Origin of the sequence: Allobosea robiniae (assembly GCF_900102525.1) — a bacterium.
Classification (GTDB): domain Bacteria; phylum Pseudomonadota; class Alphaproteobacteria; order Rhizobiales; family Beijerinckiaceae; genus Allobosea; species Allobosea robiniae.
This window is the reverse complement of the sequence record NZ_FNBZ01000006.1, coordinates 299,454-312,499: the sequence shown is the minus strand read 5'-3', so window position 1 is coordinate 312,499 and position 13,046 is coordinate 299,454. Positions and strand designations below refer to the sequence as shown.

Sequence of the window (13,046 nt, the reverse complement as noted above, 5' to 3'; positions counted from 1 at the left end):
GCGGTCACGGCCCGGTCAGCACCGTCTCGCGCAGCAGGTCGAGCGCTTCCAACACGCTGAGTCGACGGATTTCGTCGCGCGACTGCTCGCCGAAGTGCCGCTCGCGATGGCGCGTGCTGGAAGATCCGGCGCAGGCGAAATGGACCAGTCCGACCGGCTTCTCGGCGCTGCCGCCACCGGGGCCGGCGACGCCGGTGATCGAGACCGCGAACGTGGCGTCGAGGCGCGTGCGCCCGCCCTCCGCCATGGCGCGCGCCACGGGTTCGCTCACGGCGCCGTGCTGCTCGATCAGGAGGATCGGCACGCCCGCGAGCGCGGCCTTGGCCTCGTTGGCGTAGGTGATCAGGCCACCCTGGACCATCGAGGACGAGCCGGCGATGGCGGTCAGCGCACCGCAGACGAGACCGCCGGTGCAGGATTCGACCGTGGCGACGGTGAAGCCACGCTCCATGCTCATGTTCAGCAGTTCGGCCGCGAGCGAGCGGATATCGAGATCGAACATGGCTAGTCCTCCTCGGGCAGGCGGATCGTCGCAGTCGCCAGGGCGACGAGGCCTTCGCGTCGCCCGGTGAAGCCCATACGTTCCGAAGTCGTTGCCTTGATCGCGACCTTGCCGAGGGGGAGGCCGACGATCGCCGCGATCTCGGCGCGGATGGCTTCGCGATGCGGGCCGATCTTCGGGGCCTCGCAGACGACGGTCAGGTCGAGGAAGTCGATCCGCCCGCCGCGCTCGCGGACCCGCGTGGCTGCAAAGGCGAGGAACTGGGCCGATGCCGCGCCGCGCCATTGCGGATCGCTCGGCGGGAAATGCGTGCCGATATCGCCGTCGGCGAGCGCGCCGAGCAGGGCATCGGTCAAGGCGTGGAGCGCGACGTCGCCATCGGAATGGGCGATGACGCCCTGATCATGCCCGATCCGGACGCCGCCAAGCCAGACATGGTCGCCGGGACCGAAGGCATGGACATCGTAACCGGTGCCGACCCGCGTCACGAGGGTCCTGCCGGGGTGCGCCGCGGCCCGCAGGAAATCCGCGGCATGCGTCAGCTTCACATTGGCCGGGTCGCCCTGGAAGGTCGCGACCGGATGGCCGGCCCATTCCATCAGCGCGGCATCGTCGGTGAAGCCGTGCAGCAGCGCCGCCTCGGCTGCTTCATGGGCGTCGAGCAGCGGTTTGAAGCGGAAGGCCTGTGGCGTCTGGACGGTGACGAGCTGGTCGCGCGGCGGGGTTTCGGCGACATGGCCGTCGGCGCTGGTGCGCTTCACGGTGTCGGTAACGGGCAAGGCGGGGATCGCGGCGATGGCGCCGGCGCCGAGCCGGTGGATCGCGGCGCTGATCTGGGCGCGGGAGACGAAGGGCCGGGCCGCGTCATGGACGAGCACGATGCCGTCGAAGCCCTCGCGGGCAAGCGCAAGCAGGCCGCGCCGCACCGAAGCCTGGCGCGTCGCGCCGCCGAGCGTCGGGGCCGCAAGCCGGGAGCTGTCGATGCCGGCCATGGCATTGGTGTAGCGCGCCTCGTCGCCCTCGCCGATCACGACGGCGATGCGCGCGATCGAAGGCTCCGCCAGAAAGGGCGTCAGCGCATGGGCGAGAACGGGACGCCCCTCGACGAGGCGATATTGCTTCGGCTCGCCATCGCCGGCCCGCAGGCCGCGGCCAGCTGCGACGAGCAGGGCAGCGACGGGCTGGGGCGCATCGGAGTGACGGAGCACGGTGCTGGATTCTGGCTGCAAGCGGGTCATGGCCGCATGGCATAACCAATTCTGCTGCGATGGGGCAGGGGGTGCGACGCTGTTGCAATGCAGCATTTCTCTCTAAGCGCTTGCGCTCCCGCAGCATTGTCCAATAAATATGCATCCAGAGAAATGCCTTAAAAGCAGGCTGCCCCTTTGGACATCGCAGGTATCCCGATCGCGTCCCGCGCCTTCCTGGCGCCGATGTCCGGCGTGACCGATATCGTCATGCGCCGGCTCGCAGCCCGCAGCCATGCCGGAATCGTCGTATCCGAGATGGTGGCCTCCGACGAATTCGTGCGCGGCAGCGAGGAAGCGCGCATCCGCGCGGAGGGCGTGGGCGTGTCGCCGCATGTCGTCCAGCTCGCCGGCTGCGATCCTTACTGGATGGGGGAAGCGGCGCGGCTGGCCGAGGCCAATGGCGCCGATATCGTCGACATCAATATGGGCTGCCCGGCCAAGAAGGTGACGGGCGGCTGGGCCGGTTCTGCGCTGATGCGCGATCTCGATCATGCCGTTGCGCTGGTCGAGTCTGCGGTTGCCGCCACCAGCGTGCCGGTGACGGTCAAGATGCGGCTGGGCTGGGACGACGCCTCCCGCAACGCTCCGGAGCTTGCCCGTCGCGCGGTTGCGGCGGGTGCGCGGATGATCACGGTCCACGGCCGGACGCGCCAGCAATTCTACAAGGGCACGGCGGATTGGCAGGCCATCGCGGCGGTGCGCGCTGCCGGGGATTTCCCCCTGGTGGCCAATGGCGACATCCATGACGTCGCGGATGCGCGGGACTGCCTCGCGCAGTCGGGCGCCGATTTCGTCATGGTCGGGCGCGCTGCGCTTGGCCGGCCCTGGCTGGTCGGCGAGATCGGCGCGGCGCTCGGCGGGCGCGCGTTTCGGGCACCGACGCTGGCGGAGAAGCTGGCGCTGGCCTGCGAGCATTACGAAGGCCTGCTGGCCTTGATCGGCATCGCCCATGGTGTGCGCCACGCCCGCAAGCATCTCGCCGCCTATGCGGACGAGGCTGTGGCCGAGGGCTGCCGGCCCGATGCCGAGCTGCGCCGCAGCCTTCTGACCTCGGATCAGCCCAAGCAGGTCCTGGCGGCGCTGACGGGCCTGTTCTCGACCGACCGCGATCGTGAAGCCGCTTGAGCCGAGGGGATGAGGCGATGACGGCGATGTTTACCGACAACGGGCCTGGAGGCCGCAGCGCCTACCTGCTCGACCCGATCGAGATCCAGGCACTCAACGTGCTGCCGATGCCGGTTCTGGTGATCGGGGAGAGCCATGCCGTGCTGTATGCGAATACGGCGGCCGAGGATTTCTTCCAGTCGAGTGCCGCTCTGCTCAAGCGCCAGCGCATCGACGATTTCGTCGCTTTCGGCTCACCCGTGCTGGGGGTGATCGAGGAGGTGCAGCGTCGCGGTGCCAGCGTCAGCGAATACCGCCTCGATCTCGGCACGCCGCGCCTCGGAACCGATCACATCGTCGATGTCTTTGCCTCTCCCTTGCCCAGTCAGGGCGATGCGGTCGTGCTGATGCTGCAGGAACGGACAATTGCCGAAAAAATGGACAGGCAATTGACGCATCGCGGGGCAGCGCGCTCGATCACCGCGCTCGGCGCGATGCTGGCCCATGAGATCAAGAATCCGCTCTCGGGCATCCGGGGCGCCGCGCAACTGCTCGAAGGCTCGATCCCGGATTCCGACCGGATGCTGACGCAGCTCATCTGCGACGAGACCGACCGGATCGTGAAGCTGGTCGAGCGCGTCGAATTGTTCGGCGACGAGCGGCCGAGCGAGCGCGACGCGGTCAATGTCCACGACGTGCTCGACCATGTGAAGCGCCTCGCCCATTCCGGCTTTGCCCGGCATATCCGCTTCACGGAGACCTACGATCCCTCGCTGCCGCCGGTCGCCGGCAATCGCGACCAGCTCGTCCAGGTTCTGCTCAATCTGGTCAAGAACGCCGCCGAGGCGATCGGCGAAGATGCCATCGACGGCGAGATCACGCTGACGACGGCCTATCGCCCCGGCATCCGCCTGCAGGTTCCCGGCTCTTCGGAACGGATCGCGCTGCCGCTCGAAATCGGGGTGCGCGACAACGGGCCGGGCGTGCCGGCCGACCTGGTGCAGCACCTGTTCGATCCCTTCGTCACGACCAAGGCCCAGGGGAGTGGCCTTGGACTTGCACTTGTCGCCAAGGTGATCGGCGATCACGGTGGAATCGTCGAATGCGAGTCCGTTCCGCGCCGGACGCATTTCAGGATACTCCTGCCCCTGCACCAACTCCGGTCAGGGCAGGCAACGTAGAGGCCTCAAGCAACCCATGCCGACCGGTCATATCCTCGTCGCCGACGACGACGCCGCGATCCGCACCGTCCTCAACCAGGCGCTCGCCCGGGCGGGCTATGAAGTCAGGACCACCGGCCAGGCCGCGACCCTCTGGACCTGGGCCGCGCAGGGACTGGGCGACCTCATCATCACCGATGTCGTGATGCCGGACGGGAACGCCTTCGACCTGCTGCCACGAATCAAGCGGGTGCGGCCCGAACTGCCGATCATCGTGATGAGTGCGCAGAACACCTTCATGACGGCGATCAAGGCGTCGGAGCGCGGTGCCTACGAATATCTGCCGAAGCCCTTCGACCTGAAGGAACTCGTCGCCATCGTCGGGCGCGCCCTGTCGCGGCCGCGGGGCGAGGCGGTTCGCGGTCATGCGACCGAGCCCGAGGACATCCCGCTGATCGGCCGCTCGCCGGCGATGCAGGATGTCTATCGCGCGCTGGCACGCCTGATGCCGATCGACCTGACCGTGATGATCAACGGGGAATCCGGCACCGGCAAGGAGCTGGTGGCCCGCGCCCTGCACGATTACGGCAAGCGCAAGAACGGCCCCTTCGTGGCGATCAACATGGCGGCGATCCCGAAGGACCTGATCGAATCCGAGCTCTTCGGCCATGAGAAGGGCGCCTTCACCGGGGCGCTGACGCGCTCGTCCGGCCGCTTCGAGCAGGCGGAGGGCGGCACGCTCTTCCTCGACGAGATCGGCGACATGCCGATGGAGGCGCAGACCCGCCTGCTGCGGGTGCTCCAGCAGGGCGAATACACCACGGTCGGCGGGCGCACCCCGATCAGGACCAATGTCCGCATCGTTGCGGCGACCAACAAGGACCTGCGCATCTCGATCGCGCAGGGCCTGTTCCGGGAGGACCTGTTCTTCCGGCTTAACGTCGTGCCGATCCGCCTGCCGCCGCTGCGCGAGCGCATCGAGGACATCCCGGACCTCGTCCGCCATTTCTTCACGCTGGTCGAGAAGGAAGGTCTGCCGCGCAAGCAGGTCGATTCGGAAGCGATGGACGTGATGCGGCAGTATCGCTGGCCGGGGAATGTCCGCGAGCTGGAGAACCTGGTCCGGCGCCTGGCGGCGCTCTACCCGCAGGAGACGATCACCGCGCCGATCATCGAGGCGGAGTTGCAGCCTGCAGCGGTGGGGCCGGGATTTACCAATAGCCCGGCGCCGTCCGAGCGCACCGAGACGCTGTCCGGCTCGGTCGAACGCCATCTCGGCCAGTATTTCGGCGGGTTCGGCGACAATATTCCGCCGCCGGGGCTGTATCATCGCATCCTGCGCGAGATCGAGCCGCCCTTGATCGCCGCGGCGCTGGCCGCGACCCGCGGCAACCAGATCCGCGCCGCCGAACTCCTCGGCCTCAATCGCAACACGCTGCGCAAGAAGATTCGCGAACTCGACATGCAGGTGGTGCGCTCGCCACGCTGAAACGGGGCCATCCCGCCTTGTGAATGTCATATTTTGACAACACCGTTGCGGCGGCGCATCAGTGGCGCCCGCAGGCGTGATCGGTTTGCGATCCCTGCCCCTATCGGAGTTGTCGCGAAACGTGTCCGCTTCTGTCAACGAAGCCAGAATGATGCCGCGTGGCGAGGAGAAGTCCCGCCGCGTCTCGGGCTGGGTCGGCGGAATCGTCGTCGCGCTCGCGCTGATCTCGGCGCTGCTCACCTTCCTCGTGCTGTCCGGTGCGACGCCGATCGCACCTGTGCACGAGGTCGTGGTCGGCGTCTTCGTGCTCAACGCGCTGCTGATTCTGGTTCTGGTCGTCATCGTCGCTTTCGAGGCCGCGGTGCTGATCCGCGCCCGCAAGGCTGGCGCGGCGGCGGCGGGACTGCATGTCCGCATCGTCGGCCTGTTCAGCATCATCGCCGCCCTGCCGGCGGTTCTCGTCGCCATCATCGCCACCGTCACGATCGAGCGCGGGCTGGAGCCGTGGTTCTCCGACCGGATGCGCGATGCCGTCTTCAAATCGGTCGAGGTCGCCGACGCCTATGCCGCGAGCCAGTGCCGTTCGCTCGGGCGCGAGATCCGGGTGCTGGCCGACGACCTGAGCCGGGCGAAGCCCGCTTTCGACGTCGATCGCAAATGGTTCGAGAACTTCCTGACCTCCCGCGCGACGGCGCTCGGCCTTCCGGTCGCTGCGGTCATGCAGCCGCCGGACAAGGTGATCGTGCGGGCCAATATTAATGTGCTGCGCGATCCGCCGATGCCGGACCAGGCCGCCTTCGACGATGCGAAATCCGCGCCGGAGCCGATCTGCGTGATCCCGCGGACGGGCACCGTCTTCGGCGCCGTGATGAAGCTGCCGGCCTATGACAACAGCTTTCTGCATGTCGCGCGAGAGGTCGACCCGCTCGCGGTCGAGTTCCCCTCGGTCGCGCGCGGGGCCGCTGTCGAATACCTCTCGATCGATGCGCGCCGGAAGGGCGTCCAGATCGCCTTCGCCTCGATGTACGGGTTGATCGCGCTGATTCTGCTGCTCTCGGCGATCTGGCTGGGCCTGAGCTTTGCCAACGGGCTCGTCGCACCGATCCGGCGGATGATCGATGCGACCGACCAGGTGTCGAGTGGCAACTTCTACGTCCAGGTGCCGATCCGACGATCCGAGGGCGACCTTGCCCATCTGGGCGAGACCTTCAACAAGATGACGGCGGAGCTGCGCCGCCAGCGCGACAGCCTGGTCACGGCGAGCGAGGTGATCGACCGGCGCCGGCGCTTCACCGAGACGGTCCTCTCCGGCGTTTCCTCCGGCGTGCTCAGCCTCGATGGCGACGGCCATGTTACGACGATCAACCGCTCGGCCGAGATCCTGCTCGGGACCGGCGGGCGCCTGCTCGGCAAGCCGATCGCCGAGATCGCGCCGGAGGTGGCCGGCTTCGTCGCGGAAGCGCTGCAGAACCGCCAGCGCCAGAGCTCCGGCCAGGTGGCCTTCACGCGCGCCGGGCAGGACCGGATGGTCAATATCCGCGCCGTGCGGGAGGGCGAGGGGATGGGAGCCGGGCTCGTGGTGACGCTCGACGACATCACCGACCTCGTCTCCGCGCAGCGCACCGCCGCCTGGGCCGACGTCGCCCGCCGCATCGCGCATGAGATCAAGAATCCGCTGACGCCGATCCAGCTCTCGGCCGAGCGCATCAAGCGCCGGTTCGGGCGCGTCATCGTCGAGGGCAAGGACGTCTTCGACCAGTGCACCGACACGATCGTGCGGCAGGTCGAGGATATCCGGCGCATGGTCGACGAGTTCTCCTCCTTCGCCCGCATGCCGAAGCCGTCGCTTGCTCGCGAAGACATCGTCGAGACCGTCCGGCAGATCGTCTTCCTCTGGCGGGTCGGCAATCCCGAGACGACGATCGCCGAGACGCTGCCTCCGGACCCGGTGCCGGCGCGCTTCGACCGGCGCCTGATCTCGCAGGCGCTGACCAATGTCATCAAGAATGCGACCGAGGCGATCGAGGCCGTGCCGGCCGATGAGCGCGGGCAGGGGCGCATCGACGTCCAGATGGCCCGCCTTGACGACGGCCGGGTCGTCATCGACGTGATCGACAACGGCAAGGGCCTGCCGGCGGACCAGCGCCAGAAGCTGCTCGAGCCCTATATGACGACGCGGGAAGGCGGGACCGGCCTGGGCCTCGCCATCGTCGGCAAGATCCTGGAGGACCATGGCGGCGGCATCGAACTGCTCGACCGTCCGGATGCCGCCAGCGGTGCACGGGGCGCGCGCATCCGCCTCTGGTTCCCCGAAACAGGCCCGGCGCAGGACACAGAGGGCGGCGATGCGGCCGCCCAGCCGGAAAACGGCTCGCGCAACACGGATTCAAGGAATGGGATACGCCTATGAGCGCTGACATCCTGGTAGTGGACGACGAAGTCGATATCCGCGATCTGGTCGCCGGCCTTCTGGAAGACGAGGGCTACCGGACCCGCAAGGCCGGCTCCGCCGACGAAGCTCTGGCCGCGATCGCGTCGCGCCGGCCGAACCTCGTCTTCCTCGATATCTGGCTGCAGGGCAGCCGGCTCGACGGATTGCAGGTTCTGGAGCTGATCAAGGAGAGCAACCCCGATCTCGCGGTGGTGATGATCTCCGGCCACGGCAACATCGAGACGGCGGTCTCGGCGATCAAGAGCGGCGCCTACGACTTCATCGAGAAGCCGTTCAAGGCCGACCGGCTGGTGCTGGTCGCCGAGCGCGCGCTAGAGGCATCGCGCCTGCGCCGCGAAGTCCGCGAGCTCAAGACCCGCTCGGTCCAGGCGGACCGCATCGTCGGCCGCACCACGGTCGTGAACCAGCTCCGCCAGACGATCGATCGCGTCGCGCCGACCAATGCGCGGGTGTTGATCACCGGCGAGCCCGGCTGCGGCAAGGAACTGGCGGCGCGCACGCTGCACGAGGCCTCGACCCGTTCGAGCGGGCCCTTCGTCGTCATCAACGCGGCGACGATCACGCCCGAGACGATGGAGGAGGAGCTGTTCGGCGTCGAAGGCGGGGACGGGCGGTCGCGCCGGATCGGCGCGCTCGAGGAGGCCCATGGCGGCTCGCTCTATATCGACGAGATCGGCGACATGCCGCGCGAGACGCAAAACCGCATCCTGCGTGTGCTGGTCGACCAGAATTTCCAGCGCGTCGGCGGCGCGACGCGGGTCCATGTCGATGTCCGCGTCATCTCCTCGTCGAGCCGCGACCTGGCGCAGCTCATCGCCGACGGGCATTTCCGTGAGGATCTCTATCACCGCCTCGGCGTCGTGCCGATCAAGGTGCCGCCACTGTCGGAGCGGCGCGAGGACGTGCCGGAGCTGATCGAGTTCTTCATGGAACAGATCTCGATCGCGAGCGGATTGCCGAAGCGCCAGATCGGCAGCGACGCGATGGCCGTGCTGCAATCACATGAATGGCCGGGCAACGTCCGCGAGCTGCGCAACAATGTCGAACGCCTGATGATCCTGACCAAGGGCGATCCGACGGCCGAGGTGACGATCGAGATGCTGCCGGCCGAGGTTGGCGCGATGGTGCCGACGACGCCCTCGGGCTCGGGCGGCGAGCGCCTGATGAGCCTGCCGCTGCGCGATGCGCGCGAGATCTTCGAGCGCGAATACCTGATCGCGCAGATCGCGCGCTTCTCCGGCAATATCTCGCGCACGGCCGAGTTCATCGGCATGGAGCGCTCGGCGCTGCACCGGAAACTGAAGTCGCTCGGCGTCGGTTGAGACGCGTCAGGCGCGTCACGCATGCCCAGTTGCACGCCACGCAGGCGGCATGCATCTAAAGTCGGCATTGCTGCACTTGCGTTGTGGGCGAAGACGACGATCTAATGGAGCATCGGTGTTCCGACGCTGGTGGAATGCGCCCCCGGCCTGAAACGGAACGAATTGGATCGCTGGATTTAATCCGATCGGCGATCCCAACAACAGGGACTACCCATGGCCGCCGAGCGGGCACAGAACCTCCAGGACACTTTCCTCAACCATGTGCGCAAGCAGAAGATCCCGCTGACGATCTTCCTCGTCAACGGCGTCAAGCTGCAGGGTGTCGTCACCTGGTTCGACAATTTCTGCGTGCTGCTGCGCCGCGACGGTCATTCGCAGCTCGTCTACAAGCACGCGATCTCGACCATCATGCCCGGACATCCGGTGCAATTGTTCGAGCCCGAGGAAACGGACAAGAACTGATTTGGCGACAAGCCACAAGGACGACAAGGATCGGGCGGCCACGCGGGTCACAGGCGCGAAGCCGCTCGACGAAATCGAACGCGACATCGCGGCGAATACGCGCGCCTTTGTCGTTGGCCCCTATTCGCAGAAGCGCGGCGTCGCGGTCGATGCCAATCTGCGTTCCTTCGCGGCGCGGCTGGACGAGGCCGTCGGCCTTGCGGCCGCGATCGACCTGACGGTCGTCGAGCCGGTGCAGGTGCTGCTGACGGCGCTCCGGCCTGCGACCTATCTCGGCAAGGGCAAGGTTGAGGAACTGGCCGAGCGCATCAAGCTCGAGGAGATCAGCCTCGTCGTGATGGATTGCGCCCTGTCGCCGGTCCAGCAGCGCAATCTCGAAAAGGCTTTTGGCTGCAAGGTCATCGACCGGACCGGGCTGATCCTCGAAATCTTCGGCCGGCGCGCCCGCACCAAGGAAGGCGCGCTCCAGGTCGAGCTCGCGCATTTGAACTACCAGAAGAGTCGCCTGGTGCGGTCCTGGACCCACCTCGAACGCCAGCGCGGCGGCTTCGGCTTCCTCGGCGGCCCTGGCGAGACCCAGATCGAGGCCGACCGGCGCATCATCCAGGAACGGATGACCAAGATCGAGCGCGATCTCGACAGCGTGAAGCGCACGCGTTCGCTGCATCGTGCCAGCCGGAAACGCGTGCCTTATCCGATCGTTGCGCTGGTCGGCTACACCAATGCCGGAAAGTCGACGCTGTTCAACCGGCTGACCTCGGCCGAGGTGTTGGCGCAGGACATGCTGTTCGCCACGCTCGACCCGACGGCACGCGCGATCAAGCTGCCGCATGGCGCGCGGATCATGCTCTCCGACACGGTCGGCTTCATCTCGGACCTGCCGACGCAGCTCGTCGCCGCCTTCCGCGCCACGCTAGAGGACGCGATCGAGGCCGATGTGCTGCTGCATGTCCGCGACGTCGCCCATGAGGACACGCAGGCGCAAGCCGCCGACGTGCAGACGATCCTGCGCGATCTCGGGATCAATCCGGACGATGGCCAGCGCGTCATCGAAGTCTGGAACAAGGCCGACCTGCTCGACCCGGCCGAACGCGAGCGCCAGCTCGGCATCGCCACGCTCCGGCCGGACGGATCGCGCCCGGTGCTGGTCTCGGCGCTGACCGGGGAGGGCATCGAACGCCTGACACGCGCGATCGAAGCGCGGATCGCGTCGAGCCGCCCGGTCTACACGCTGGAACTCGCGCCCGGAGACGGCAAGTCGCTCGCCTGGCTGCATGCCAATGGCGAAATCCTCCAGCGCGAGGATGGCGAGGATGGCGGGCTGAAGCTCGTCGTGCGCCTGCCGCTCGAGCGGGAAGGGGCGTTCACGGCCCGTTTTCCCGAGGCTGAGCGGCAGGGATAACAAGCGCGGCAGGCGCTAACGGGCGCTCTTCTCCCGCTTCTTCACCGCCTGCCAAAGCGCCTCCATCTCGTCGAGGCTGGCATCTTTCGCCGTGCGCCCTTCGGCTTCCAGCGCCTCCTCGATGCCCTTGAAGCGGCGTTCGAACTTGGCGTTGGCGGCGGCGAGGCAGCCTTCCGGGTCGGCATCGACATGGCGGGCGAGATTGGCGACGACGAAGAGCAGGTCGCCGATCTCCTCATGGATCGCGGCCTTGTCGCCGCCGGCAAGCGCCTCGTCGATCTCGGCGGTTTCCTCGCGGATCTTGTCGAGCACGAGACGGGCATCGTTCCAGTCGAAGCCTACGGTCGAGGCGCGGGCCTGCAATTTCCAGGCGCGGGTGAGGGCGGGCAGCGTATGGGGCACTCCGGCGAGCACGCCGCGCTCCTCCGTCTGCGGCGGCAGGCCGGCGGCCTCGCGCGCCGCAGCCTTGGCTGCCTTCTCCTGCGCCTTGATCCGGTGCCAGAGCACCTTCACTTCGGCAGGCGAGAGATCGCGCGCATCGCCGAAGACATGCGGATGCCGGCGGATCAGCTTGCTGGTGATCGCCTCGACGACGTCGGGGAAGGCGAAGGAGCCTTCCTCCTCCGCCATGCGCGCATGGAACGCGACCTGAAGCAGCAGGTCGCCGAGCTCGTCCTTGAGATCGAGCCTGTCGCCGCGGGCGATCGCATCGGCGACCTCATAGGCCTCCTCGACGGTGTAGGGGGAGACAGAGGCGAAATCCTGCTCCAGATCCCAGGGGCAGCCGGTTCCCGGCGTGCGCAGCGCGGCCATGATCTCGATCAGGCCGGCAATGTCGCGAGAGGGCTTCAACGCTGCATGTCTCCGTGATTTCGGCTACGCTCCTCCCATGATTCAAGCCACCCCGTCCATCGCGATCGACGAGAGCGAGATCGAGGAAAGTTTCGTTCGCGCCTCGGGCCCAGGCGGCCAGCACGTCAACAAGGTGTCGAGCGCGGTGCAGATCCGCTTCGACGCCCGCGGCTCGCCGTCCCTGCCCAACGATGTCGCGATCCGCTTGATGAAGCTCGCCGGCAGCCGGCTGACGCAGGACGGCGTGATCGTCATCGTCGCCCAGGCGCATCGCAGCCAGAAGCGCAATCGCGAGGAGGCGCTGGAGCGGCTGCTGGAGCTGATCCGGGCGGCTGCCGTGCGCCCGCAGGTCCGGCGCGCGACGAAGCCGACCAAGGCCTCGAAGGAACGCCGGCTCGCCTCGAAGGAAAAGCGCTCCGGCGTCAAGGCCGGTCGGCAGAAGCCGGCAAACGATTAGTATGACGGATCAAGGGGATAGGCGAGGGCAGGGTGCCCGCTCCGCCCGAGCACCGCGGCGCATCACACCCGATTACCTCCAGCGCGCGGCGATGCACTATCTCGAACGCTATTCCGCGCCGGCTGCGCAACTGCGCCGGGTTCTGGCGCGCAAGGTCGCCCTGAGCTGCCGCCACCATGGCGAGGACCCGGCTGCGCATGCGGCCGCGCTCGATGATGTCGTCTCGCGTTGCATCACCTCCGGGTTGGTCGACGACCGGCGTTTCGCCGAGGCGAGGGCTGCGACGCTCAGGCGCCGTGGCCGTTCGGCGCGCGCCGTCGCCGCCACGCTCGCCGCGAAGGGCGTGGGCCGCGAACTCGCCGAACAGGCCAGCAGCGTCGGCGACGAGGAGGAATTGGCTGCGGCCCGGAAAGCCGCGCGGCGCAAGCGGCTCGGCCCGTGGTCGCGCGGTGACCGGGCAGCGAACCGCCAGAAGGATCTCGCGGCGATGGCGCGAGCCGGCTTCACGATCACGGTCGCCCGTGCCGTGATCGACGGCACGGGCGACGACGAGACGAACGACGGCGCGCTTATCTGATAGAACGATGCGCGCGT

12 protein-coding genes are annotated in these 13,046 nt (G+C 67.7%); 9 read left to right on the top strand and 3 right to left on the bottom strand.

Annotated elements, in window-relative coordinates; genetic code table 11:
- Window positions 1-4: 4 nt before the first annotated feature.
- On the bottom strand, window positions 5-502 hold the full coding sequence (locus BLQ70_RS18235; protein ID WP_091859475.1) for a CinA family protein: 498 nt from the start codon (window positions 500-502) through the stop codon (window positions 5-7).
- Window positions 503-504: 2 nt separating this feature from the next.
- Window positions 505-1,740 carry a bifunctional 2-C-methyl-D-erythritol 4-phosphate cytidylyltransferase/2-C-methyl-D-erythritol 2,4-cyclodiphosphate synthase gene (locus tag BLQ70_RS18230; protein ID WP_091859472.1) on the bottom strand — a complete coding sequence of 412 codons (1,236 nt, stop codon included), beginning with the start codon at window positions 1,738-1,740 and terminating at the stop codon, window positions 505-507.
- A 147-nt stretch (window positions 1,741-1,887) separates the two neighbouring features.
- On the opposite strand from BLQ70_RS18230, the gene dusB reads away from it, so the two are divergent.
- The 7 genes from dusB to hflX all read left to right on the top strand — a co-directional run bounded on the left by dusB (window position 1,888) and on the right by hflX (window position 11,143).
- Entirely contained in the window at window positions 1,888-2,877 is a 990-nt protein-coding gene (gene dusB / locus BLQ70_RS18225) for a tRNA dihydrouridine synthase DusB (protein WP_280140823.1), read from the top strand.
- 26 nt (window positions 2,878-2,903) lie between these two features.
- Window positions 2,904-4,037, top strand: coding sequence for a two-component system sensor histidine kinase NtrB (locus BLQ70_RS18220; RefSeq protein ID WP_082617450.1), 1,134 nt, complete (start codon window positions 2,904-2,906; stop codon window positions 4,035-4,037).
- 16 nt (window positions 4,038-4,053) lie between these two features.
- Window positions 4,054-5,505: a nitrogen regulation protein NR(I) gene (ntrC, locus tag BLQ70_RS18215; protein ID WP_091859470.1), complete on the top strand. Its 1,452-nt coding sequence runs from the start codon at window positions 4,054-4,056 to the stop codon at window positions 5,503-5,505.
- 121 nt (window positions 5,506-5,626) lie between these two features.
- Window positions 5,627-7,915, top strand: coding sequence for a sensor histidine kinase NtrY-like (locus BLQ70_RS18210; protein ID WP_244492836.1), 2,289 nt, complete (start codon window positions 5,627-5,629; stop codon window positions 7,913-7,915).
- Window positions 7,912-9,279 carry a nitrogen assimilation response regulator NtrX gene (gene ntrX / locus BLQ70_RS18205; RefSeq protein ID WP_061967836.1) on the top strand — a complete coding sequence of 456 codons (1,368 nt, stop codon included), beginning with the start codon at window positions 7,912-7,914 and terminating at the stop codon, window positions 9,277-9,279. Before BLQ70_RS18210 ends, ntrX begins: the two co-directional genes overlap by 4 nt.
- A 213-nt stretch (window positions 9,280-9,492) precedes the next feature.
- Complete coding sequence (hfq, locus tag BLQ70_RS18200; protein WP_038365847.1) at window positions 9,493-9,741, top strand: RNA chaperone Hfq; 249 nt, start codon at window positions 9,493-9,495, stop codon at window positions 9,739-9,741.
- 73 nt (window positions 9,742-9,814) lie between these two features.
- Complete coding sequence (gene hflX / locus BLQ70_RS18195) at window positions 9,815-11,143, top strand: GTPase HflX (protein WP_170843462.1); 1,329 nt, start codon at window positions 9,815-9,817, stop codon at window positions 11,141-11,143.
- Between the two features lie 15 nt (window positions 11,144-11,158).
- On the opposite strand, the gene mazG is transcribed toward hflX, so the two are convergent.
- Window positions 11,159-11,995, bottom strand: a complete 837-nt coding sequence (gene mazG, locus BLQ70_RS18190; protein WP_091859461.1) for a nucleoside triphosphate pyrophosphohydrolase — start codon at window positions 11,993-11,995, stop codon at window positions 11,159-11,161.
- 37 nt (window positions 11,996-12,032) lie between these two features.
- Here mazG and arfB point away from each other — a divergent pair, with 37 nt between their 5' ends.
- On the top strand, window positions 12,033-12,452 hold the full coding sequence (arfB, locus tag BLQ70_RS18185; RefSeq protein ID WP_061967840.1) for an alternative ribosome rescue aminoacyl-tRNA hydrolase ArfB: 420 nt from the start codon (window positions 12,033-12,035) through the stop codon (window positions 12,450-12,452).
- Between the two features lie 91 nt (window positions 12,453-12,543).
- Window positions 12,544-13,029, top strand: coding sequence for a regulatory protein RecX (locus tag BLQ70_RS18180; protein ID WP_244512074.1), 486 nt, complete (start codon window positions 12,544-12,546; stop codon window positions 13,027-13,029).
- Window positions 13,030-13,046 lie beyond the last annotated feature (17 nt).